Source organism: Actinoplanes sp. NPDC051537 (genome assembly GCF_055586105.1).
The window spans coordinates 172442-194946 of the sequence record NZ_JBVJIU010000014.1 but is presented as its reverse complement, the minus strand read 5'-3'; the positions used below and the strand labels follow the sequence as shown (position 1 = coordinate 194946).

Annotated in this window: 21 protein-coding genes; 11 read left to right on the top strand and 10 right to left on the bottom strand. The window is 71.7% G+C overall.

Annotation, left to right across the window (positions count from 1 at the left end; translation table 11 throughout):
- Positions 1-180 precede the first annotated feature (180 nt).
- The 4 genes from ACZ6TB_RS32025 to ACZ6TB_RS32010 all read right to left on the bottom strand — a co-directional run bounded on the left by ACZ6TB_RS32025 (position 181) and on the right by ACZ6TB_RS32010 (position 7218).
- On the bottom strand, positions 181-3867 hold the full coding sequence (locus tag ACZ6TB_RS32025) for a hypothetical protein (protein WP_465560559.1): 3687 nt from the start codon (positions 3865-3867) through the stop codon (positions 181-183).
- A gap of 60 nt (positions 3868-3927) precedes the next feature.
- On the bottom strand, positions 3928-4602 hold the full coding sequence (locus ACZ6TB_RS32020; RefSeq protein ID WP_465560557.1) for a DUF2238 domain-containing protein: 675 nt from the start codon (positions 4600-4602) through the stop codon (positions 3928-3930).
- 65 nt (positions 4603-4667) lie between these two features.
- Positions 4668-5837, bottom strand: coding sequence for a restriction endonuclease subunit S (locus ACZ6TB_RS32015; protein WP_465560554.1), 1170 nt, complete (start codon positions 5835-5837; stop codon positions 4668-4670).
- Positions 5830-7218, bottom strand: a complete 1389-nt coding sequence (locus ACZ6TB_RS32010) for a type I restriction-modification system subunit M (RefSeq protein WP_465560551.1) — start codon at positions 7216-7218, stop codon at positions 5830-5832. The genes ACZ6TB_RS32015 and ACZ6TB_RS32010 overlap by 8 nt, the downstream gene beginning before the upstream one ends.
- 61 nt (positions 7219-7279) lie before the next feature.
- Between ACZ6TB_RS32010 and ACZ6TB_RS32005 the strand changes: the two genes are divergently transcribed.
- Positions 7280-8509: a lactate racemase domain-containing protein gene (locus ACZ6TB_RS32005; RefSeq protein ID WP_465560549.1), complete on the top strand. Its 1230-nt coding sequence runs from the start codon at positions 7280-7282 to the stop codon at positions 8507-8509.
- A 158-nt stretch (positions 8510-8667) separates the two neighbouring features.
- A complete protein-coding gene (locus ACZ6TB_RS32000) occupies positions 8668-9150 on the top strand; it encodes a flavodoxin family protein (RefSeq protein WP_465560547.1) in 483 nt (160 codons plus the stop codon).
- On the opposite strand, the gene ACZ6TB_RS31995 is transcribed toward ACZ6TB_RS32000, so the two are convergent.
- Positions 9130-9546, bottom strand: a complete 417-nt coding sequence (locus ACZ6TB_RS31995) for a hypothetical protein (protein ID WP_465560544.1) — start codon at positions 9544-9546, stop codon at positions 9130-9132. The genes ACZ6TB_RS32000 and ACZ6TB_RS31995 overlap by 21 nt on opposite strands.
- A gap of 94 nt (positions 9547-9640) precedes the next feature.
- Between ACZ6TB_RS31995 and ACZ6TB_RS31990 the strand changes: the two genes are divergently transcribed.
- On the top strand, positions 9641-10525 hold the full coding sequence (locus ACZ6TB_RS31990; RefSeq protein WP_465560541.1) for a helix-turn-helix domain-containing protein: 885 nt from the start codon (positions 9641-9643) through the stop codon (positions 10523-10525).
- A 20-nt stretch (positions 10526-10545) separates the two neighbouring features.
- Here the strand turns inward: ACZ6TB_RS31990 and ACZ6TB_RS31985 are convergent, their stop codons facing one another.
- The 3 genes from ACZ6TB_RS31985 to ACZ6TB_RS31975 all read right to left on the bottom strand — a co-directional run bounded on the left by ACZ6TB_RS31985 (position 10546) and on the right by ACZ6TB_RS31975 (position 13352).
- Positions 10546-11955: a glycoside hydrolase family 6 protein gene (locus ACZ6TB_RS31985; protein ID WP_465560538.1), complete on the bottom strand. Its 1410-nt coding sequence runs from the start codon at positions 11953-11955 to the stop codon at positions 10546-10548.
- A 146-nt stretch (positions 11956-12101) separates the two neighbouring features.
- Complete coding sequence (locus tag ACZ6TB_RS31980; RefSeq protein ID WP_465560535.1) at positions 12102-13061, bottom strand: Acg family FMN-binding oxidoreductase; 960 nt, start codon at positions 13059-13061, stop codon at positions 12102-12104.
- Between the two features lie 51 nt (positions 13062-13112).
- Entirely contained in the window at positions 13113-13352 is a 240-nt protein-coding gene (locus tag ACZ6TB_RS31975; RefSeq protein ID WP_465560532.1) for a hypothetical protein, read from the bottom strand.
- 158 nt (positions 13353-13510) lie between these two features.
- Here ACZ6TB_RS31975 and ACZ6TB_RS31970 point away from each other — a divergent pair, with 158 nt between their 5' ends.
- From ACZ6TB_RS31970 to ACZ6TB_RS31935, 8 genes are all read left to right on the top strand, one after another.
- Positions 13511-14797 (top strand): enolase C-terminal domain-like protein, encoded by a 1287-nt coding sequence (locus tag ACZ6TB_RS31970; protein WP_465560529.1) that lies wholly within the window; start codon positions 13511-13513, stop codon positions 14795-14797.
- 85 nt (positions 14798-14882) lie between these two features.
- Positions 14883-15920, top strand: a complete 1038-nt coding sequence (locus ACZ6TB_RS31965; protein ID WP_465560526.1) for a sugar ABC transporter substrate-binding protein — start codon at positions 14883-14885, stop codon at positions 15918-15920.
- Entirely contained in the window at positions 15917-17392 is a 1476-nt protein-coding gene (locus ACZ6TB_RS31960; protein ID WP_465560523.1) for a sugar ABC transporter ATP-binding protein, read from the top strand. The genes ACZ6TB_RS31965 and ACZ6TB_RS31960 overlap by 4 nt, the downstream gene beginning before the upstream one ends.
- Complete coding sequence (locus ACZ6TB_RS31955; RefSeq protein ID WP_465560520.1) at positions 17389-18393, top strand: ABC transporter permease; 1005 nt, start codon at positions 17389-17391, stop codon at positions 18391-18393. Before ACZ6TB_RS31960 ends, ACZ6TB_RS31955 begins: the two co-directional genes overlap by 4 nt.
- Complete coding sequence (locus tag ACZ6TB_RS31950) at positions 18394-18705, top strand: L-rhamnose mutarotase (RefSeq protein WP_465560517.1); 312 nt, start codon at positions 18394-18396, stop codon at positions 18703-18705.
- Positions 18702-19649 carry an aldo/keto reductase gene (locus ACZ6TB_RS31945; protein ID WP_465560514.1) on the top strand — a complete coding sequence of 316 codons (948 nt, stop codon included), beginning with the start codon at positions 18702-18704 and terminating at the stop codon, positions 19647-19649. The genes ACZ6TB_RS31950 and ACZ6TB_RS31945 overlap by 4 nt, the downstream gene beginning before the upstream one ends.
- Positions 19646-20482 (top strand): amidohydrolase family protein, encoded by an 837-nt coding sequence (locus ACZ6TB_RS31940; RefSeq protein WP_465560511.1) that lies wholly within the window; start codon positions 19646-19648, stop codon positions 20480-20482. The genes ACZ6TB_RS31945 and ACZ6TB_RS31940 overlap by 4 nt, the downstream gene beginning before the upstream one ends.
- Before the next feature lie 9 nt (positions 20483-20491).
- Complete coding sequence (locus ACZ6TB_RS31935) at positions 20492-21172, top strand: FadR/GntR family transcriptional regulator (RefSeq protein WP_465560508.1); 681 nt, start codon at positions 20492-20494, stop codon at positions 21170-21172.
- On the opposite strand, the gene ACZ6TB_RS31930 is transcribed toward ACZ6TB_RS31935, so the two are convergent.
- Positions 21169-21660, bottom strand: a complete 492-nt coding sequence (locus ACZ6TB_RS31930; RefSeq protein WP_465560505.1) for a MarR family winged helix-turn-helix transcriptional regulator — start codon at positions 21658-21660, stop codon at positions 21169-21171. The genes ACZ6TB_RS31935 and ACZ6TB_RS31930 overlap by 4 nt on opposite strands.
- A gap of 101 nt (positions 21661-21761) precedes the next feature.
- Positions 21762-22463: a DUF4142 domain-containing protein gene (locus ACZ6TB_RS31925; RefSeq protein WP_465560502.1), complete on the bottom strand. Its 702-nt coding sequence runs from the start codon at positions 22461-22463 to the stop codon at positions 21762-21764.
- Positions 22464-22505 lie beyond the last annotated feature (42 nt).

The following is a 22505-nucleotide window of genomic DNA, read 5'->3' as shown; positions in this document are numbered from 1 at the left end:
CCCGGTCTCGGCGGCGTGCCGGGGCCGCCACGAATCGATATCGGGTCCATCGCACGTCGATCTCGCCCGCGATCAGCCGTGGCAGCAGGTCGTCGCGCAGGATCGACCAAAGTCTGGCCGATGGTCGAAGGTACCCGAACGGCGCGGCCGGCGACCTGCACCGGCCGGCCGGTGCGCCGTCTACGCCGGACCGGACAGGAATTCGGCCAGCCGCCGGGCGGCGACCCGGTCGCCGCTGTCGGCCCGCGCCCGCAGGAGAGCGACCGCCTCATCGCTGCGGCCGTGCTCGGCCAGCAAGTCGGGCAACCGTCCCCGGGCGACGTGGTCGCCGCGGTCGGCGGCCGCCCGCAACAGGGCGATCCCCTCGTCGACCCGGCCCTGCTTCGCGAGCAACTCGGCCAACCGCCGGGCGGCCACCACGTCACCGGCGTCGGCGCGGCCCCGCAACAGGGCAACGGCCTCATCGCCGCGGCCCACCTCGATCAACAGATCGGCCAGCCGGCCCGCGGCGTTCCGGTCACCGCCACGGAGACGGCCTCGCAGCAGACCGACCGCCTCGTCGACGCGACCGAGCCGCGCCAGCAACTCCGCCAGCCGATAGGCGGCGGCCCGGTCACCGCCGTCGGCCCGCTCCCGCAACTCCTCGACACGCCCGTGCTCGCCCAGCAGTCCGGCCAGCTGTCCGGCGGCGACACGGTCGGCTCGGTCGGCACGCGCCCGCAGGAGAGCGATCGCCTCATCGACCCGGCCCTGCCTCGCGAGCAACTCGGCCAACCGCCGGGCGGCCACCACGTCACCGGCGTCGGCACGGCCCCGCAGCAACGCAACCGCCTCGTCCACGCGACCAACCTCGATCAGCAGATCGGCCAGCCGGCCCGCGGCCTTCCGGTCACCGCCACGCACACGGTCCCGCAACAGGCCGACCGCCTCGTCGACGCGACCCCGCCGCGCCAACAACTCCGCCAGCCGATAGGCGGCAGCCCGGTCACCGCCGTCGGCCCGCTCCCGCAACTCCTCGACCCGGCCGTGCTCGGCCAGCAACCTCGCCAGCCGGTCGGCCGCGTCGCCACCGCCCCGGCGCGCCAGCGTGCGCAGCAGGCCGACGGCGTCATCGACCCGACCCTGCCGGGCCAGCAGCTCGGTCACCGCGGAGGCGGCGCTCCAGTCGCCGGCCACCGCCCGCTCGATCAACTCATCCACGCGCCCCTGCTCGGCCAGCAGCTTGACCAGCGGGCCGGCGCCGAACGACTCGGATCGCCGGAGAAGTCCGATCGCCTCGGCAACGGGACCGTGCCCGGCCAGCAGGTCGGACAATCCGAGGCCGGAGACGAGGGTCTGGATCAGCTCGGCCGACTCGTCGGCGTACCCCTGCGCGGCCAGCAGATCGGCCAGCCGGCGGACGGCGGCGCGGTTCCCCCGGTCGGCCAACGCCTGCAGCTCGTCGACCCGGTCCTGCTCGGCCAGCAGGTCGGCCAGCCGCTCACCGGCCGCACGGTCACCCGTCCCGGCCAGGGCCCGCAACTGGTCGACCCGCCCTTGTTCGGCAAGAAGATCAACCAGCTGTCGTACGTCGATGTCGTCCCCGGTCTGGTCCAGCACCCGCAACTCGTCGACGCGCCCCTGCTCCGCGAGCAACTCGGCCAATCGCCAGAGGGCGACCCGGTCGCCGGTGCCGGCCCGAGTCCGCAGGAGGTCGATCGCCTCGGCCGCGTCGCCCTGCTCGGCCAGCAGATCGGCCAACCGCCACACCGCGCGGCCGTCGCCGGCCGCGGCCCGGTTCCGGAGATGGCGCATGCGCTCGACCTGCGCGAGGTGATCCTGCAGGATGACGTGCCGGAACTGATACACCGAGCCGGCCTGGCGGAGTACGCCGTGCCGATGGGCGTGGGCGAGAAACGACTGAAGGCCCCAGGGAAGCCGGCCGCGGAGGGCGAGGCCGGCGTGGGTGAGCCGGTACCGGATCCATTCCCCGCCACCGACGACGAGGCCGGCGGCGCCGCCGTAGACCAGACCGGCCGTGACGCCGACGGTGACCGCCGGGTCGTGTGTCACCAGGGCCACGAGGGCGAACACGGCGCCGCCGATCACGGCCTGCTGACCGAAGGCCGCGGCCACGATGCGGCGGTGATGGGCCTGCTCCCCACCCGGATGGCGACGGACGGGTGGACGTGGCCGCCACGGTGGCACGACCGCGGTCACCAATGCATGGATCGAACAGGCCGGCACCACGACTGCCCACGCCGAGGTGATGAGCCCGACCAGGCCGGCTCCGGCGGCCGCATAGCCCAGCAACAACGCGGCGCGCTCGAGGCGCTGCCGTCGCGGGTCACCGAAGGCTCCGCGGGTGAAAGGCGGATATCCGTGCGGCCACAACGACCGCAGCCGGTCGGTCGCGGCGATCGTCACGCCCAGCATCCCGGCGACGGCCGACCAGCCGGCGCTCACTCCGGCCAGTGCGCCGGCCGATCCCGCGACGAGACCCGCCGCCAGGGTCGCGGTGCACAGGGTCAGCGCCCGGCTGCCGAAGCTGTGGGTGGCGAGCAGGTCGGATCTGACCTGCCACCAATGCAGGTCGCGGGTGCCGGTCTGATACAGGTGATAGGCGAGCGCGCCCAGCCAACGCCGGGCTCGGTCCGGGCGGTAATGCCGCCGTTCCCGGGTCTGCTCGTCGGAACGCGGGGTGTACGTGGCGGTGACGAACTCGTCCATCAGACGCCCGGCGACGGCCGCCCGGGATGTCAGCTCGAGCAGGTCGGCGGGCCTGGACGCGGGCTCGAGGTAGGCGGTGCGGGCCAGAGCCACCATCAAGGGGGTGTCCAAGGCCTGCGCCAACGGGTCGGACGAGGCCCCTTGCCGTTCGCCGAGACGGGCGAAGACCGGCTCCCATCTCGACCGCGCCAATGCCGGATAGGACAAGAAATCGATCGCCGCTTCGATGCTGACCGGCTCGAGCTCGACGACCGCCGCACTGGACAGGATCGTCTCGCTGCCCGCGACGCTCTGCTCGTACTCACGCGTCCGGCATGTGACCACCAGCGGCATGCCCGCCGCGGCGTAGGCGTCCAACGCGCGCAGCGAGCGGCCGAGCGCGTTGCCGGGCAGCTCGTCCAGGCCGTCGAGCACCGGCACGATCCGCCGGTGCTCGATCAGACGATCGGCGACCTGCCGGGGATCGCCGAAGGACGACAACACGTCGGCGTAGTCATCGGCCAGGCGCCCGGCGACGAACATCGCCACCGGCTCGGCCGGATCCCATCGGCTGATCGCCATCGGCACCGGGATCGGTTCGCCGGCGTCCTCCCGCGTGCGAAGAAGGCCCAGCGTCAGGAGCAGTCCGAACACGCTCTTACCGGCGCCGGGCTCGCCGAGGACAATCAACTGCCGCCGCGGCAGAGCCCGGTAGGCCGTCACGATCTGTTGATTGATCTTGTCGGGATCGCCCCGCTGCGGCAGATCGGTCTGACCTCGCAGCGGAAGTTGCCGCCAGTCGCCGCCGGCGGCGTTTCCCAAGACGGATTGCCGGCTCGCCGCGGGCCGGCCCGTCGACGACCAGGCCACCCGCAACGGCACCGGCCGGGTCACCTCGCGCCGGACCGCTTCCACCGCCCAGTCCGATTCCAGCCGGGCCGCCAGCTCGGCCACCGGGTCGTCCGAGCGCCCCGCGCGTGACGACCGGGCCTGGGCGTATTGGACCCCGGCCGCCGCCGCCACCAGCACCACGGTGATCGCCCACACCGCCGGCGTCCACCACCATGCATCGGGCGCCTTGATGGTGCCGGTGGCCACGTTGACGACAAGCCCGATCGCGACGCTCAGCAGCAGAGCGGTGATGGACGAGGACGCCCAGCGGCTCGAACGGCGCCTCATCCACCCTCCCCAGCCGTCCCGGCGCTTGGCTCAGCGGCGGATGGTCATCCCGGAATGCGATTATCGCTTCGGCAGCGTCCCGTGCGGGGCTTCGACTCGAAGATTCGCGGAGAAGAGGCCGACCAGCACCCCGGCCACGGCGCCCAGAGTGGCGATGCTCATGTCTTTCTGCGCGTCCCACATGTCGCCCTGTTGGCCGTTGTAGGCCTCGGCCGCGCCGGGCGCCAGGGTCATTGCCACGCCCCATTCGAAAAGCTCGTACAGCGCGCTCGTGGACAGCACGACATCGACCGCCGCGAAGGCCGCCCACAGCGGACGCCAACCGCGCCACTCGCGCAGCGCGCGGTAGATCACCGGGGCGAGGCAGAGGCCGTAGGAGAAATGCACCAGCCGGTCGAAGTTGTTGCGCTGCCAGCCGAAGGCGTCGGACAGCCGCACCCCGAACAGCGCCTGCGTCCAGTCGTCGTAGGGCACGAACGAGTAGATCCAGCGGGCCGCGATCGAATGCAGGGTCAGGAAAATCAGAATCAGGAGAAAGGAGGCGTACGGCAGGGGCCGCGCCCTTTGCACGAGGATCAGCGCGACCAGGCCGATCAGCGTGAGTGAATGGTGCATGGCCTGCTCGGCGGGGTGAATCGGCCGCCACCAGGTCGCCGCCACGATGACCAGAAAAATCGTCAGCGTCGCCCGATATGGATTGATCCCCGTCCGCACAACCTCGATCTGTGCGCTCATGGCCGGAAGTCAACGCAGGCCCGGTCTCGGCGGCGTGCCGGGGCCGCCACGAATCGATATCGGGTCTATCGCACTTCGATCTCGCCCGCGATCAGCCGGGGCAGCAGGTAGTCGCGCAGATCGGACAGCGCGTCGTTCTCGCTCGCCAGCTGGTCACGCAGCGCGAACAGCGGCCGGACACGCTCGGTGAACTCCGCGATCGCCGACGCCGCCGGCAGCCGCACCGGGACGGCCAGGGCCCGGGACCGGTTGAGGCCCGGCACGGCCGAGTCGGAGTTCATCTCGGACAGGCCGAGGCCGCGGAGCAGGAAATAGGCGTACGGGAGGGAAAGGCTCCGATCTTTGAGGCGCACGTAGTAGGTGGTGTCGATCGGGTGGAAGTCGCCCGGGGACCAGTGGATCGAGCCGACCGTCCCCTTGCGCCCGACGATCACGCCCGGGCCGCCGACGAGGGCCCGGTCATGCGTGCCGGAGACGCCGCCGCTGCCGTAGACGGAGACCGGCCCGGGCCGCCGCCGCGCCGCGGGAAGGGCCTTGCCGTAGACGAGATCGAGCACGTCACCGAGCGCGCAATCCGGCCCGGCCGGGAGGGGCGACGACAGCGAAGCACGCTCGGCAAGGGCGGCCGCCGACGGCGAGGACGAGCGGGCGAACTCGGCCGCCGCCAGGTGGAAGGCGGTCTCGGCCAGGCGGGCGTTCGCGGCGATCTTCTCGTCCAGGCCGCCGAGCACGGAGGCGACCGCCGCCTGGACCGAGAGCGGCGGGATCACGATCGGTAGCGCGGCGAGGATGCCGAGGTTGATGTGCGGCACGCCGGTGGTGATGGCGCTGTTGCGGATCGCGTCGATCAGGGCCGGCGTCCGGAACTGGTAGTACACGAAGCGCGGCACCGCCCGGGCCGGATCCACCCGCAACCGCATCTGGCTCTGCGAGACCACATAGGTGTCGAACGGGCCGTCGGGAACGATGCCGACCTGCCCGAGCGTGCCCCGCTGGGTGAACACGACGTCGCCGGGCCGGGCCAGATTGCGGCCGAGCGCGGCGGCCTTCCCGGCGGTGACGAACGCGAACTCCGACGAGTCGAAGAACCCGGCCGAGGACAGGTTGGAACCGCGAATGACCGGCACCCCGGCGGCCACGTAGTCCTTGCCGCCCAGCGCCGATCCGAACGGGCCGCCGACCAGCCCCTTCGGCGCCGCGACGTCCCGCACGGTCCCCCGGGGCCAGCTAGACATCGAGCCGCCCCAGCTGCTCCCGCACCACCGCCTCGAGGCGGGAGGTCTCCTCGAACCGGACGAACAGATCCTTGGTCAGCCGGGCGATCCGGTCGGGGATCGGCTCGGCGTCCGGGTCACCCTCCGGCGTCCCGACATAGCTGCCGGGGGTGAGCACGTATCCGCGATCGGCCACCTCCGGTAGCGAGGCCGAGTAGCAGAAGCCGGGCTCGTCCCGGTACGAGGATCCCCGCCAGGCGTGATAGGTCGCGGCGATGCGCCCGATGTCCGAGGCGGACAGCACCCGCTCGGTCCGGTCGACCATCGTGCCGAGCCGGCGCGCGTCCACGAACAGCACCTCGCCGCCGCGGCCGAACGCCGCCTTGTTCCGGGCCAGGAACCACAGGCAGGCCGGGATCGCGGTGGTGCGGAACAGGTTCGCGGGCAGCGCCACCATGCAGGCCACGAGATCGTCGCGGACCAGCGCGGCCCGGATCTCCCCCTCGCCGGACTGCCGGGACGACATCGACCCGTTCGACAGCACGACGCCCGCGCTCCCGGACGGCCCGAGCTTGGCCACGATGTGCTGCAACCACGCGTAGTTGGCGTTGGCCAGCGGTGGCACACCGTAACGCCACCGCGGATCAGCCGGGCGGCGGGCCCAGTCGCTCATGTTGAACGGCGGGTTGGCCAGCACGAAATCGGCGGCCAGCCCGGGATGCCGGTCGTCGGCGAACGTGTCCGCCCACCGGTCCCCCAGCCCGGCCGGGTCCATGCCGTGGATGGCCAGGTTCATCTTCGCCAGCCGCCAGGTGCGCTCGTTCGCCTCCTGCCCGAAGACCGAGATCTCCTCCGACCGCGCGACGAGGCGGGCGGCCTGCACGAACATTCCGCCGGAACCGCAGCACGGGTCGTAGACCCGTCCCCGGAACGGTTCGAGCACCTCGACCAGCAGCCGCACCACACCGGCCGGCGTGTAGAACTCGCCCGACCGCTTCCCCTCGGCCCGCGCGAACCGTTCGAGAAAGTATTCGTAGACCTCGCCGAGCAGATCGCCGCCGGCCGGGAATCGCAGCCCGCCGATCAGCTCGACGAGCGACGCCAGCCGCTCCTGGTCGACGTTCGAGAAGATCCGCGGGAGCACGCCGGCCAGCGCCGGATTGGCGCCCATGAGCGCCTCCATCGCGGCGTCGAGCCGGGCCCCCAGAGGCACCGAAGACGAAGACGACGAAATGCGCGCCCACCGGGCGGAGGAGGGAACCACGAACGGCTCGGCGTCCGACACGTACTTGAGGAAGACCAGCGCGAGCACGAACTCCTTGAACTGCGAGGCGTCCATCGTGCCGCGCAGCTTGTCGGCGGCCTTCCAGAGCACGTCCTGGATCTGCCGGGTGCTGGACATCAGTGCACCTTAGCGGGGCGGCGGCTTGCGGGCCGCGCGCACACGACGGAGGGTTGCGCACATGGGTGACACGATCGGATCCGCCGACCAGGTGCTCGACGACGAGACCGTACGCGCTTTCGTCGCCGGCCGGCTCGCGGCCGCCGACCTGGACGGCAAGTCGGTGTGCGTGGTCGTCCCCGACGCGACCCGCAGCTGCCCGCTCCCGCTCCTGCTCGGCGCCGTCCACGAGGCGCTGACGGGCCGGGCCGCGCGGGTGACCGTCCTGGTCGCGCTGGGCACGCACGCGCCGATGTCGGAGGAACAGCTCCACAAGCACCTCGGCGGCCCCTACCCCGGCTTCGACGTGCGCAACCACGAGTGGTGGGAGCCGTCGGCGCTGGTCTCGCTCGGCGTCATCGGCGCCGACCGGGTCGCCGAGCTGGCCGAGGGCCGGATGCGCCGCGCGGTCGACGTCACGCTCAACCGCGCGGTCGTCGAGCACGACGTGTGCCTGGTCGTCGGCCCGGTCTTCCCGCACGAGGTGGTCGGCTTCTCGGGCGGCGACAAGTACTTCTTCCCGGGCGTCGCGGGCCAGGAGATCATCGATTTCTCGCACTGGCTCGGCGCGCTGATCACGAGCGCCTCGATCATCGGCACGCGCGGCATCACGCCCGTCCGCGCGCTGATCCACGAGGCCGCGGCCCTGATCCCGAGCCGCCGGCTGGCGCTGTGCCTGGTCGTGCAGTCGGGCACCGGCGCCCTGCACGCGGCCTCGTTCGGCGCGCCGGAGGAGGCATGGGCCGCCTGCGCCGACATCTCCGCCGAAACGCACATTCAATACCTTGATGCGCCCGTACGCCGAATCTTGTCGATAATTCCAGAAAAGTACGATGACATGTGGACCGGCGCCAAGGGTTTCTACAAGGTGGAACCCATCGTCGCCGACGGCGGCCAGGTCATCCTCTACGCCCCGCACATCACGCGGATCTCCGAGATGCACCCCGAGATCGACGAGATCGGCTACCACTGCCGCGACTATTTCGTGAAGCAGTGGGACAAGTTCGCCCACCACCACTGGGGCGTCCTGGCCCACTCGACCCACCTGCGCGGCGCCGGCACCTGGGACGAGGCCACCGGTGAGCACGACCGCGTGACGGTCACGCTGGCGACGGGCATTCCCGAGGAGGTCGTACGCCGGGCGAACCTCGACTATCGGGACCCGGCCACGGTCGACGTCGAGGCCTTCACGCGCGACCCGGAGACGATGGTGATCCCGCAGGCCGGCGAGGTCCTGTTCCGGCTGCGCTGAGCCCGCCGCCGTTGGTCCCGGCACGGACGGTCCTCCGGCCCTGACCACCAGGCGGCCGGGCGGCGACGGTGGAGGTACGCCCTCGCTGCCGTCCGGCCCACCCGCCGGGCCGGCCGGATCTTCGCGGGGCGCCCGGCCGTGGAAAGGACCGTGACGTCATGAAGGCGCTCGTCGTGTACGAGTCGATGTTCGGCAACACCGAGGCGATCGCCCGCGCGGTCGCGGACGGGCTCGAAACGTCCTACGAGGTCACCATGGCCGACGCCGCGACGCTGCCCGCGACCGGCGGCTACGACCTGCTGGTGGTGGGCGGCCCGACCCACGCGCTCGGGCTGACCCGGGCGTCGAGCCGGGCCGACGCCGTGAAGCAGGGCGCCACCCACGAGGGCGGCGGTCTGCGCGAATTTCTGGACGCCTCGCCGAGGCTGGCCGGCGTGGCCGCGGCCGCCTTCGACACCCGGATCGACACCCGCTATCCGACCGGCTCGGCCGCGCGCAAGGCCCATCGGAAACTGCGCCGGCTGGGCTGCCACCTCGTCGCTCCGGCCGAGAGCTTCCGGGTCTCCGGCACGCCGGGTCCCCTGCTCGACGGCGAGACCGAGCGGGCCCGGAAGTGGGCCTCAGCGCTTCCGCTTGCCTGACTCGAAGACGTAGTGCTCGTCGGACGACTCGGTGAACAGGCGCCAGCATTCGATCGGGCCGGCCACGTCCGGCACGACGTCGACCTGGAGGCGCTCGGTGCACTCCAGGTGGACGGCGCCGGCCGGGCGCAGCTCGGCGACCGTCACCTCGTGCCGCTCCTCGGTCAGCAGCCTCGTGATCGTGGTGGCCGAACGGTCGTACTGCGTCTCGTAGCGGTCGAACGCCCCGGCCCGGTCGGCCGCGCGGTCCAACGGGTAGCGCATGTCGGCCGAGCCGAGGATGACGCGGCCGGCGTACACGACGCGCAACGGGCACGGGGCGTGGAGCCGGACGCTCTCGTCGCCTCGGCGGAGGCCGAGTATCGCGATGTCGAGCGTGCGGCGAACCTCGACCACGCGGGCACCCACCAGGGCATTTACCGCAAATTGGAGGTCGCCACGCCCGTAGTGGGACGTCATCGGGAGGGAATCTACCGCTACAGTCCGATCAGTGCCCGAGGATTTCTCGCCGACCGTCGCCCGCCGCCACGTCCGGCTGGCGCTTCGTGATGCCCGCGAGCGCGCCGGTCTCACCCAGCCGCAGGTGGCCGAGGCGATGGAGTGGTCGGTCAGCAAGGTGATCCGGATCGAGACCGGCGACGTGTCGATCGCGCCGAACGATCTGCGGCCGCTGCTGAGCTTCCTCGAGGTGCGCGACCGCGACACGGTGGCCGAGCTGATCGCGATCGCGAAGATCGCGCGGACCCGGCGGCGGACCGAGTGGTACCACGCGCCGGAGTTCCGGGAACACCTCTCCGACGCGACCCTGCGGCTCATCGAGTACGAGGCGGAAGCCGCCGAGATTCGCTATTACCAGGTCTATTTCATGCCCGGCCCGTTCCAGGTTCCGGCCTACGCCCAGGCCAATCTGGACAGTTTCGGCGACGACGTGCCGCCGGCCGCGCGACGGGTTCGCGCCGAGGCGCGGGAACGGCGGCGGCAGACGATGCTGTCCCGTCTGGGCCGCGGGCTCACCGCGTACGCCCTCTTGGATGAATCCGTCTTTCTGCGCCCGATCGGCGGGACCAAGGTGTTCCGCGAGGAGCTGCAGTTTCTCTCCGAGCTCGCGGCGGACGAGCGGCTGCGGATGCGGATGATCCCGTTCAAGTTCGAGACGGCGGTCACCAACAACGCGACGTTCGACCTGCTCACGCTCGGGTCGGAGGGGCGCGGCGAGGTGCTCTACCGGGAGAGCGGGCTGTTCGACGAGATTGTCGAGGATCAATCGGTGGCGCGGCACCGGCGGCGGTTCGACAAGATTTGGGACGCGGCCGTGCCGGAGGACGACACGCTCGACTACATGCGATCGCGGCTGACGGACCTCACCGGTTGGTGAGGCCCGCCGGCCGGAATCGCCTATCGGGCGGTGCAGGAAATGGTCGGCGTGTTCGCGGTTCCGTTCGCCAGGAAGCCGAATGACGCGGTGCCGTTCGGGGCCAGCGAGCCGTTCCAGGACAGATTGCGGACGGTCGCGACGCCGCCGCTCGTGGACAGTTCGCCGTTCCAGAGCTGGGTGATCGACTGGCCGCTCGCGAGGGGCCAGGTGACCGTCCAGCCGGCGATCGCGGCGCTGCCCGCCTTGATCGTGACCATGCCCTGGAAGCCGCCCTGCCAGGAGCTCGCGGTCTGGTAGGTCGCCGTGCAGCCACCGACCGGCGGGATCGTGGTGGGCACGGTCGTCGGCGGGGTCGTGGGACCCGTCGTCGGCGGCGTGGTCGGCGTGGTGGTGGGCGGCGTGGTCGGCGACGTCGTGGGAGCGGTCGTCGGCGGCGTCGTCGGCGGGTTGGGCGCGCTGCTGGCCAGGCTGTAGGCGAGGTCGGGCTGGAACGATCCCGCCGCGAACTTGCAGCCGTCCGCCTCGCCCGGAGGCTTCACCCACAGGTACGCGTCGATGTTGCCGTCGCCGGTGTTCGTCGTCGGGTACTGGCCGATCCGGCGGTCGGTGTTGTCGTCGCCGCACCAGTCGCCGGACGCGCCCCCGTTGCGGCTCGTGTCGATGACCTGGCGCTTGCCGCTCACGCCCTGGCCGTTGAGCGCCGAGATGACGCCGCGGCCGAACGAGGCCTCGGCGCTGGTGGAGTTGAAGTTGGAGACGTTGGAGTAGAACCCGTCGGCGCCGGCGACACCGGCCGCGACCAGCCGGCCCGCCTGCACGCTCGCGCTGTTCCAGGCGGAGTGGCCGGCGTCGAGGTAGACCTTCGCGTTCGGGTTGGCCGCCTTGAGCGTCTGGGTGGCGGTGCGCAGGGCCTGGTCGCGGGCCGTGATCTCGCCGGAGCTGAGGCAGGTCTGGAGCGCGATCGAGTCGGGCTCCAGCATGATCAGCACGGTCCGGTTGCCGAGGCCGCGGGAGATGTTCGAGATCCAGGTCTGGTACGTGCCGAGGTCGGGCGCGCCGCCGGCGGACGCGCCGCCGCAGTCGCGGTTGGTGATGCCGTAGACGGTGAGCGCCGGGATCTGCCCGGCGGCGTTGGCCGCGCCGACGTAGCCCGACACCTCGTTCTGCACGGTGGAGACGTTGAAGTTCGACAGCCAGCGGGTGGCCGGCTGGCTGGCGATCTTGTCCCGGATGACCGCGGTGCGCGAGTCGCCCGGGTTGGCCGCCACCCAGCGCGCGACGGCGGTGTCGGTGTCGCGGTAGAGGTTGCCGCTGACGACGCCGGCGTTCGCGGTGCCGGCGGTGGTGATCCAGACGCCCGCGGCGGCCACCGCGACGGCGAGGGCGGGGGTCAGCCGCCGGATGAGGGGGGATGCGGGGAGAGGGGACACGGGCTTCCTTCCGAGGGGGAATTACGTCCGTCGATGGGAGCGCTCCCACACGTTAACGTGCCCGCAACAAGTTGGGCAACAGCTCAGGAGGGGCGTCCGCGCACCTCGCGCCCCGCGGGCCGCGGCCGGCGGGCAGGCGCACCCGCTCAGGAGGGGCGTGCCAGCACCTCGGACACCGGGCGGCGGGGTGTGCGGCCGGCCATCCGGCCGTAACCGACGCGCAGGACCATCTGGACCGACAAGCCCGCGGCCGGGTCGAGCAGGCGGCGGCGCACGGTCGGAACCTCGACCGGCTGGCCGATCGGGGCGGCGGCCAGGTCACGCCAGGTGGCGGTGAGCAGGACGCGCTGCAGGGCCTGGCCGGCACGGATCCAGTCGGTGCGGGTGTCGCCGGTGGTGGCCAGGATCAGGAGCGTGGGGCGGGGCTCGAACGGCTCGCCCGGGCGCGCCGCAGGCGACAGCTCGGTGAAGTCGCGGATCGGGACCGACTCGAGCGTGTCCCCCGGACCGGCGGCCCAGGCGGGTACGCCGTCGTGCCGGCGGTCGCCGGTCCAGCGGGCCAGCTCGTTGCCGTAGCCGGGGCGGGCGTGCAGGCAGTCGTCGGCGGTGCGGGCCAGGCGCAGGATCGCGTCGGCGGCCGGCGGCGAGGCCACGGCCAGGACGGCGCCCTCGGCGCGGGCGGCGGCGCGCAGCTCGTCGAGCACGGCGGGCGGGACCGGGAGATGGGCGAACGGCAGCCGGTTGGTGTGGCGGTGCGGGATGGCGGCGGCCAGGGCGGCGATGTGCTCGCCGGCCGGTTCGGGGTGAGCGACCGTCACACGGGCCACGATGCCGGCGGCCGGGAACAGCTGCAGGTCGGAGAGGTAGCCGGCCTCGCGGAGGGCCAGCCGCAGGGTGAGGATCGCCGCGCCGACACTGATCATCAGCTCGCGGCCCTCGGGGTCGAGCACCGCGAGGCGGCGCGTGCTGTCCGCGTACACGTCGATGGTGTTGCGCCGGATGCGGAAGCGCCACGGCTGGCTGTTGTGCAGGGAGGGTGCGGCGGTCGCGGAGTGGACGCACTCCACAAGCACGCGCCGCGACGGCGGGACGCTGCTTGTCATCATGTCCTCAGCGTCCCGCCCGGCAATCGGCGGCGGCAGGGCCGTAGGTCCCGGTCAGCCGCCCGATCGCACGCGGTCGGCCTCGGCGTCGGCCTCCCCCACCGGTACGCCGTCCGAGTCCCGGATGGCGTGCGACAGATCGATGTCGGCGCCCGACGCGGCGGCGTCCGCGTCGGCGTCGGACGCCCCGATGATCGGGCCGCCCTGCTGGTCGAAGTACTCCTGCCGGGATCGGCGCGCGGCCAGGCCGACGGCGATCGGGATGCCCACGGGAATGCCCTGTGGAGATGTCATGACCTGTTCCCCCATTAAACGGATCACGGTGACGATCACCGGGGTACCCCGTCTTGTCTCGATCACACCGGGCTGATAGACATCCGATGTATGACGCTGCGAACGCACGGACGAGCGCGCCCCAGTCCCGGGACGACGGCAATCATCGGACCACCGGCATGAGCGTGATCACGGCGCTCGAGACGTACGACATCCGGTTTCCGACCTCTCTCGACCTGGATGGGTCGGATGCGATGAATCCGGATCCGGACTACTCGGCGGCCTACGTCGTGGTGCGGACGGACGACCCGGACGGGCACGAAGGGCACGGGTTCGCGTTCACGATCGGGCGCGGCAACGACGTGCAGACGGCGGCGATCGCGGCGCTGAGGCCCTACCTGATCGGGCGGCCGGTGGACGACGACCTGGGCGCGGTGTGGCGCCTGCTCGTGCACGACTCGCAGCTGCGGTGGCTGGGGCCGGAGAAGGGCGTCATGCACATGGCGATCGGGGCGGTGATCAACGCGCTCTGGGATCTCAGGGCCAAGCGAGCCGGGCTGCCGGTCTGGCGGCTTTTGTCGCAGATGTCACCGGAGCAGATCGTCGACCTGGTCGACTTCCGCTACCTCACCGACGCGCTCACCCGCGACGAGGCGCTGGCGATCTTGACGAAGGGTCAAATCGGGCGAGAGACGCGAGAGCGCGAAATTTCGGAAAGAGGCTACCCGGCGTACACGACTTCACCGGGCTGGCTCGGCTACGACGACGAGAAGCTGCGGCGTCTCTGCAAGGAGGCCGTGGACCAGGGCTTCCGGCAGATCAAGCTCAAGGTCGGCGCCGACCTCGACGACGACCGGCGCCGCCTGCGGATCGCCCGCGAGGCGTGCGGCCCCGACATCCGCATCGCGGTCGACGCCAACCAGCGCTGGGACGTCCCCGACGCGATCGCCTGGATCCGCGAGCTCACCCCGTACGACCCCTGGTGGATCGAGGAACCGACCAGCCCGGACGACATCCTCGGCCACCGGGCCATCGCCGAGGCCATCGCCCCGATCAAGGTCGCTACCGGCGAGCACGTCCAGAACCGCATCGTCTTCAAGCAGATGCTCCAGGCCGGCTCCCTGCACTACCTCCAGCTCGACGCGGCCCGGGTCGCCGGCGTCAACGAGAACATCGCGATCCTGCTGCTGGCGGCCAAGTTCGGGGTACCGGTCTGCCCGCACGCCGGCGGGGTCGGCCTGTGCGAGCTGGTGCAGCACCTGGCCATGTTCGACTACGTCGCCGTCTCGGGATCGATGCAGGACCGGATCATCGAGTACGTCGATCACCTGCACGAGCACTTCGAGGATCCCGTGGTCATTCGCGACGGCCGTTACCAGGCGCCGGTCCGGCCCGGGTTCAGCTCCACCATGCGAGCGGAGTCCCTCGCAACACATCGGATGGATGATGCGATAAATCGGGCCTAGCCCTTGCATTGGTCCATCGAGGACTGGTAAACATCCGATCAATTACAGGCATGTTACCGATCAACCTCTCGCAGAGGGGACCACGATGAGGTACGCATCCCGTTCGGCGCTCGCCGCCGTCCTGACCTTGACCACGATCGCCACCGCCGCCTGCGCCGACGACAAGACGCAGAGCGCCGCGGCCGGCGGCAACCCGCCCATCGGCGTCGACTTCCCCCGCGCCGACACCGACTTCTGGACCTCCTACGCCAAGTACGTGCCGAAGTTCGCCGGTGAGCTCGGCATCAACATGATGACCCCGACCAACTCGCAGAACGACGTCTCGAAGCTGGTCGCCAACACCCAGGCCCTGGTCAGCCAGGGCGCCAAGGCGATCGTGATGGCGCCGCAGGACACCGGCGCGATCGCCTCCACGCTCACCACGCTCGACTCCAAGAAGATCCCGGTGGTCTCCGTGGACACCCGCCCCGACAAGGGCAAGGTGTTCATGGTGGTCCGCGCCGACAACCGGGCCTACGGCCAGAAGGCGTGCGAGTTCCTCGGCGACAAGCTCGCCGGCAAGGGCAAGGTCATCGAGTTCCAGGGCTCGCTGTCCTCGGTCAACGGGCGGGACCGGTCGGAAGCGTTCGCGGACTGCATGAAGTCCAAGTTCCCGGGCATCACCGTCTTCGCCGAGCCGACCGAGTGGGAGGGTGCCAAGGCGGCCGCCGCGCTGCAGACCCGGCTCGCCCAGCACCCCGACATCAAGGGCATCTACATGCAGGCCGGCGGCGCCTTCCTGGCCCCGACGCTGCAGGTGCTCAAGTCGAAGGGCCTGATCGTGCCCCCGACCGACCCGAAGCACATCTTCGCGGTCTCCAACGACGGCATCCCGCAGGAGTACGCGTCGATCCGCAACGGTGAGATCGACGCGACCGTCTCCCAGCCCGCCGACCTGTACGCGAAGTACGCGCTCTTCTACGCGAAGGCGGCGCTGGACGGCAAGACGTTCCAGCCCGGCCCGACCGACCACGACTCGACGATCGTGGACGTCGGCAACGGCACCCTCGAGGACCAGCTCGCCGCCCCGCTGGTGACCAAGGACAACGTCGACGACAAGTCCCTGTGGGGCAACCAGATATGACGGCGGTCGAAGCGCGCGGCATCACCAAGCGGTACGGCGCCACGACCGCTCTGGACGACGCCGGCATCACCCTGACCAGCGGGGAGACGCACGCGCTCGTGGGACGCAACGGCGCCGGCAAGTCGACGCTCGTGTCCATCCTGACCGGCCTGCAACGGGCCGACGCCGGGACGGTCACGTTCGGCGGCGAGCCGGCGCCGCCCCTGGCCGACCGGGACGCGTGGCGCCGGCAGGTGGCCTGCGTCTACCAGAAGTCGACCATCATCCCGACCCTCACCGTGGGCGAGAACCTCTTCCTCAACCGCCAGCGGACCCGGCGCGGCCTGATCGACTGGCGCGGCCTGCGCCGCACGGCGAAGGACCTTCTCGACCGGTACGGGGTGGAGATCGATCCCGGCACGATGGCCGGTGACCTGACGGTGGAGCAGGGCCAGCTGGTCGAGATCGCCCGCGCGTTGTCGTTCGGCGCGCGGTTCATCATCCTCGACGAGCCGACGGCCCGGCTCGACGCGGCGGCCATCGACCGTCTCTTCGAGCGGATGCGCGACCTGCGCGCGTCCGGGGTGACCTTCCTGTTCATCTCGCACCACCTGCGCGAGGTCTACGAGGTGTGCCAGACCGTCACCGTGTTCCGCGACGCCCGCAAGGTGCTCACCGCCTCCGTCGCCGAGCTGCCCCACGACGACCTGGTCCGGGCGATGACCGGTGACGCGCCGGTCACGGCCCGGCGGGACCGATCGGACGCGCTGGGGAGCGAGGTGCTCGCCCTGCGCGGGCTCACGCTGGCCGACCGCTACGTCGACGTCACGCTGGCCGTCCGCGCGGGCGAGATGGTCGGGCTGATCGGCTCCGGCAGCAGCGGCAAGAACGCGCTCGCCCAGACCATCGCCGGCCTGCACCGGGCCGACGCCGGCACGATCACGGTGGCCGGGACGACGCCGCGGCCGGGCAGCGTCCCGGCCGCGCTCGCGGCCGGCCTCGGCTACCTGCCCCAGGACCGCCACCGCGAGGGCCTGGTCCCGCTGCTGTCGGTGGCCGAGAACGCGACCATGACCGTCGACCGGCTGGGCCCGGGGGGCCTGGCGCTGCCGGCCCGGCGACGTTCCGAAGCGGTCGCGATGATCGAGCGGTACGACATCCGCACCAGCGGGCCCGACCAGCCGGTGAGCGGCCTCTCCGGCGGCAACGCGCAAAAGGTCGTGCTGGCCCGGGCGCTGGCCAGCGACCCGAAGGCGCTGGTCCTGGTCAGCCCGACGGCGGGGGTCGACGTACGGTCCAAGGAATCGCTTCTGAACGCCGTCGCCGAGGCCGCCGCGTCCGGCACCGGCGTGCTGATCGTCTCGGACGAGCTCGACGACCTGCGCGGCTGCGACCGGGTGCTGGTCATGTTCCACGGCCGGATCGTGCGGGAGGACCCGCGGGGCTGGGACGACACCGAGCTGGTCGCCGCCGTCGAAGGAGTGCAGTCGTGACCGGAACCCTCGCCACCGCCCGGGCGACGTCGCGGCCCCGGCTGCGGCTCGCCCGCTTCCGCGACCTCGCCCTGGTGCCGGCGATCGTGCTGCTGATCGTGGTCGGCGCGATCATCGACCCGGTGTTCCTGAGCAAGTCCAACCTGGTCAACGTGCTTCAGCAGCAGACCGAGCTGTCGCTGCTGGTGCTGGCCGAGGCGGTCATCCTGATCGCCGGGAAGTTCGACCTGTCGCTCGAGTCGACGATCGGGCTCGCCCCGGCGCTCGCGCTCGGCCTGGTCATCCCATCCGCCAGCAACGGCCTCGGCACCGAGTGGCCGACCGCGCTGGCGATCCCGTTGTGCCTGCTCACCGGCGCAGTGATCGGCGCGTTCAACGGCCTGCTGATCCTGCGGTTCCGGCTGTCCGCGTTCATCGTCACGCTCGGCATGCTGATCGTGCTGCGCGGCCTGCAGATCGGCCTGACCGGCGGGCAGAACCTGTTCGACATCCCGCCGTCGGTGCTCTACCTGGGCAACGCGACCTGGCTCGGGCTGCCGGCGTCGATCTGGATCTGCGCCCTGCTGTACGCGGCCGGCATCCTCGCGCTGGGCTTCCTGCGGGCCGGGCGTTCGGTGTACGCGATCGGCGGCAACGTGGACGCGGCCCGCGCGGCCGGTATCCGTACCGACCGCGTGGTGTGGGTGGTTCTGGTCGTCGGCGGCCTGCTCGCCGCGCTGGCCGGCCTGCTGATGACCGGCCGCCTCGGCTCGGTGGCCGCGGCGCAGGGCCAGGGCATGATCTTCACGGTCTTCGCGGCCGCCGTGATCGGCGGGGTCAGCCTCGACGGCGGCAAGGGCACGTTGTTCGGCGCCCTCTGCGGCGTGCTGGTGCTCGGTCTGATCAACAACATCCTCACGCTGGGCGGCGTCTCGGCCCAGTGGATCCAGGCCATCTACGGCGCGATCATCCTGGCCGCGCTCGTGCTGGCGCGGCTCACGTCCGGGAAGGCGCAGGATTAGATGGAACGCATCGCACTGCACACCCGGTTGAAGCCGGGCATGGAAGCGGAGTACGAGTCGCTGCACGCCGAGATCCCGTACGACCTGGACGGGGCCCTGCGCGAGGCGGGCGTGCGCTCGTGGGAGATCTGGCGGGACGGCCTCGACCTGTTCCACGTCGTCGAGGTGCTCGACTACGCGCGGATGCGGGCGTTCCTGCGCGAGCATCCGGCCAACGTGCCGTGGCAGAAGAAGATGGCCGCGCTGCTGGAGGTCGAGGACGACTACTCCGGCAACGACCGCGGGCTGCGGCTGGTGTGGGAGCTGCCGTGACGGCGTCGTTCGGGCTCGGGTGCGCGCCGCTGGGCAACCTCTACACGGCGATCTCGGATCGGACGGCGCACGAGACGGTGGCGGCGGCGTGGGAGTGCGGTGTGCGCTACTTCGACACGGCGCCGCACTACGGGCTCGGCCTGAGCGAGAAGAGGCTGGGGGCCGCGCTGCGCGGGCTTCCCCGGGACGCGTACGAGATAAGCACCAAGGCCGGACGCCTGCTGGTGCCCGACCCTTCCCCGGCCGGGGAAGATCCCGATCTGTTCGAGGTGCCGGCGACGCACCGCCGGGTGTGGGACTTCAGCGCCGAGGGCGTGCTGCGGTCCCTGTCGGACAGCCTGAGCCGGCTGGCGCTCAACCGCGTCGACCTGGTGCTGCTGCACGACCCCGAGGACCACGCCCGCCAGGCGCTCGAGGAGGCGTACCCCGCGCTGCACCGCTTGCGGGCCGAGGGCGTGGTCCGCGCGATCGGCGTCGGCTCCAAGGACGCCGGCATCCTCGAGCGCTTCGTCGCCGAGACCGACATCGACACCGTCATGCTGGCCGGCCGCTACACCCTCCTCGAACAGGCCGCCCTCGACGCGCTTCTGCCCGCGTGCCTCCGCCGCGGCGTCGCCGTGATCAACGTGGGCGTCTTCAACAGCGGCATCCTGGCCGGTCAAAAGCCGCTTTACGAGTACGCCGAGGCGCCCGCCCCGATCGTCGACCGGACCCGCCGCATCGCCGAGATCTGCCGCGGTCACCGGGTGTCGCTGCCGGACGCGGCCCTGGCGTTCGCGGCCGCTCACCCGGCGGTGGCGAAGGTCGTGGTCGGATGCCAGACGCCCGGCCAGGCCCGCGCCAACTTCGGCCCGCGCACCGATCCCCCACCCGAGCTGTGGACCGACCTGGTCGACCACGGCCTCTTGCGCCCGGACGCGCCGACCCCGGTGAGCGCCCGATGATCGTCGACGCGCACCACCACCTGTGGCGCGCCGACCAGGGTTACTCATGGCTGGACGAACCCGGCCTGGAACCGATCCGCCGCACCTTCACCCCCGCTGACCTGAGGCGCGAGCTGGCGTCGCACGGGGTGTCGCACACCGTCCTGGTCGAGGGCGGCCGCTGCGACCCCGACGAGGCTCGGCTGCTGCTGGGCTATGCTTCCGACATTTCCGAAATATCGGGTGTGGTGGTGTGGGCGGACCCGGCCGACCCGGCGCTGAAGGACACCCTGGAGACCTACCGAGCGCTGCCGGGCGGGGAACGGCTCGTCGGGGTCCGGGAGCAGATCCAGGGCTTTGCGGATCCGTTCTATTTCGATCGGGACGACGTGCGGCGCGGGCTGGCCACCATCGGGGACGCCGGGCTGGTGTTCGACCTGGTCATTCGGGCCGACCAGATCGCGGGGGCGGCCCGTGCCGCGAACGACCTCGGGGACGTCCGCTTTGTGCTCGACCACCTCGGGAAGCCGGACATCCGGGGCGGCGACCTCGATGCCTGGGCGTCCGACCTCGGCGCGCTCGCTGCCTGTCCTCGGGTGAGCGCGAAGCTCTCCGGACTGGTCACCGAGGCGGGGCCGGGCTGGACTTTGGACGAGCTCCGGCCGTACGTGCGGACTGCCTTGGAATTGTTCGGGCAGGAGCGCCTCATGTTCGGGTCGGATTGGCCCGTTTGCACGCTGGTCGCGGGGTACGGCGAATGGCTCTCGACCGTGAAGTCGCTCCTGCCCGGGGACGCGCTCGCCGAGGTGCTCGGTGGGACGGCCGTGCGGACCTACCATCTCAGTCTGGCGTAGGGAGTTTCCGTGGCAGTGACCGACGAGGCGATCGAGAAGATCAAGGCGATGATCGTCGCCGGCGAGCTGCGGCCGGGTGATCGGCTGCCGCGCGAGGCCGACCTGGCCGAGCGGCTCGGGCTCTCGCGCAACTCGCTGCGCGAGGCGGTCAAGGCGTTGTCGCTGATCCGGGTGCTGGACGTCCGGCAGGGCGACGGCACGTACGTGACCAGCCTCGCCCCCCAGCTGCTGCTGGACGCCCTCAACTTCATCGTCGACTTCCACCGCGACGACACGGTGCTGGAGTTCTTCGAGGTGCGCCGCATCCTCGAGCCCGCCGCCACCGCGCTGGCCGCCACCCGCATGTCGGCCGACGACATCGACGCCCTGCGCAAGGTGCTGGCCAGCCTGAAGGAAGACGCGAGCATCGACGAGCTGGTCGCCAACGACCTGGAGTTCCACCACCGGATCGCGGCCGGCGCGGGCAACGCGCTGCTGTGCTCGCTGATCGACAGCCTCTCGGGGCCGACGACGCGGGCCCGCATCTGGCGCGGGCTGACCCAGGCGGGCGCGGTCGAGCGGACCCGCGAGCAGCACGCCGCCATCCTCGACGCGCTCGCCAACCGGCAGCCCGACCTGGCCCGTTCCTGGGCCACCGTGCACGTGGCGGGCGTCGAGGACTGGCTGCGGATCGCCCTTCAAAACACCTAAGCGTGCATCTCTGCACTGATCCAGCGGCGCTGCCACTCGGCGTCGGTGGGCTCGCCGGCGGCCTCGGCCAGGGCGTTGAGGGTCGCGGCGAAGGCCACCGGGCGGGTCAGGACGAGGTCGGCGACCAGCTCGGCGAGGGCCTCGCGGCGGCGGCGCATCACGTCGCCGACCAGGGTGTGACCGAGCTCGGTGAGGGTGACCCAGGCGGCCCGGCGGTCCTCGGCGCGCTCGGCCCGGGCGACCAGGCCCTTGCGGACCAGGCGGTTGCACATGCGGGTGGCGGTCGACGAGGTGACGGCCAGTTCCTGGGCCAGGTCGACGATGCGCTGCGGGCCGCGGGAGACGAGCAGGACGAGGGTGCGGTACTGCGGGAGGGTGACCTCCTCGCCGAGCTCGGCCAGCGAGCGGGCGGCCACGCCGACGAAGACGCGGCTCACCGCCAGCAGGGCCCCGACCACCTCGTCCTCGGCGGCGTTGAGCGTCGTCACGCTCTTTACTCTGCCATGCGCCGCGGCGCGGCCGGCGGCCGCGGAGCCGGCGCGGCCGGCGGCCGTGGGGCGCGCGGGGCGGGCGGCCGCGGCGGTGCCGTTCAGCGGCGCGCTCGCATGATGCGGATGCTGGCCAGCGCGCCCACCCCGAGCATGCCGATCAGGACCATCCACAGCACCAGGGGGCTGACCGGCGGGTTGAGGCCGGCGTTCGCCTCGGCCATGCCGATCGCGGAGAGGTCCTGGGCGGGCGGCATCGCGGCCGGTGGGAGCCGCTCGTAGCGGACCAGGCCGGTGCTCTCCAGCATCTGCATGTGGTTCATCACGAAGTCGTTGGCCTGGTCGGCCAGCTTGCGCACGACCGGGTTGCGGGTGGCCGCCCGGACCGCCCCGATCACCGGGAAGATCTTGCCGTGGGCGGCGCGCAGCAGGGTCACGAACATCTGGTCGAACTGGATGCCCTTGGCGTTCTGCAACGCGTTCAGCCAGCCCTGCTGCTGGGTCGTCGGCGTGGCCGGGAGGGTGGCGCCGAGCTCGTTGGCCGCGTCGGTGACGAGCTGATCGAGCTGCACGTGCTGATTGGCGATGGCCTCACCGACCTGGCGCACCCGGGCGGTCGACCCCTTCTGCGCGGCCATCTGCCCGGCCGGCATCTCCCACAGGCCCGCCTGCCGCACGCCGTTGAGCAGCGCCATGTCGGCGGCGTTGAGCTGGGTCGGCACGCCGGGCGCGGCCTCGGCCGGCGCGGGGATCAGAGCAAGGGCGGCAACCACGGCGGCGCCGGCGAGCAACGTACGGATCATCGAAGACCTCCCCATCGCTCACCAGTACGGCGCCCCCGTCAG

Coding starts and splice junctions, on each gene's coding strand:
- ACZ6TB_RS32025 (WP_465560559.1), bottom strand. CDS start 3,867: ATGAGGCGCCGTTCGAGCCGCTGGGCGTCCTCGTCCATCACCGCTCTG.
- ACZ6TB_RS32020 (WP_465560557.1), bottom strand. CDS start 4,602: ATGAGCGCACAGATCGAGGTTGTGCGGACGGGGATCAATCCATATCGG.
- ACZ6TB_RS32015 (WP_465560554.1), bottom strand. CDS start 5,837: ATGTCTAGCTGGCCCCGGGGGACCGTGCGGGACGTCGCGGCGCCGAAG.
- ACZ6TB_RS32010 (WP_465560551.1), bottom strand. CDS start 7,218: ATGTCCAGCACCCGGCAGATCCAGGACGTGCTCTGGAAGGCCGCCGAC.
- ACZ6TB_RS32005 (WP_465560549.1), top strand. CDS start 7,280: ATGGGTGACACGATCGGATCCGCCGACCAGGTGCTCGACGACGAGACC.
- ACZ6TB_RS32000 (WP_465560547.1), top strand. CDS start 8,668: ATGAAGGCGCTCGTCGTGTACGAGTCGATGTTCGGCAACACCGAGGCG.
- ACZ6TB_RS31980 (WP_465560535.1), bottom strand. CDS start 13,061: ATGATGACAAGCAGCGTCCCGCCGTCGCGGCGCGTGCTTGTGGAGTGC.
- ACZ6TB_RS31975 (WP_465560532.1), bottom strand. CDS start 13,352: ATGACATCTCCACAGGGCATTCCCGTGGGCATCCCGATCGCCGTCGGC.
- ACZ6TB_RS31970 (WP_465560529.1), top strand. CDS start 13,511: ATGAGCGTGATCACGGCGCTCGAGACGTACGACATCCGGTTTCCGACC.
- ACZ6TB_RS31965 (WP_465560526.1), top strand. CDS start 14,883: ATGAGGTACGCATCCCGTTCGGCGCTCGCCGCCGTCCTGACCTTGACC.
- ACZ6TB_RS31960 (WP_465560523.1), top strand. CDS start 15,917: ATGACGGCGGTCGAAGCGCGCGGCATCACCAAGCGGTACGGCGCCACG.
- ACZ6TB_RS31950 (WP_465560517.1), top strand. CDS start 18,394: ATGGAACGCATCGCACTGCACACCCGGTTGAAGCCGGGCATGGAAGCG.
- ACZ6TB_RS31940 (WP_465560511.1), top strand. CDS start 19,646: ATGATCGTCGACGCGCACCACCACCTGTGGCGCGCCGACCAGGGTTAC.
- ACZ6TB_RS31925 (WP_465560502.1), bottom strand. CDS start 22,463: ATGATCCGTACGTTGCTCGCCGGCGCCGCCGTGGTTGCCGCCCTTGCT.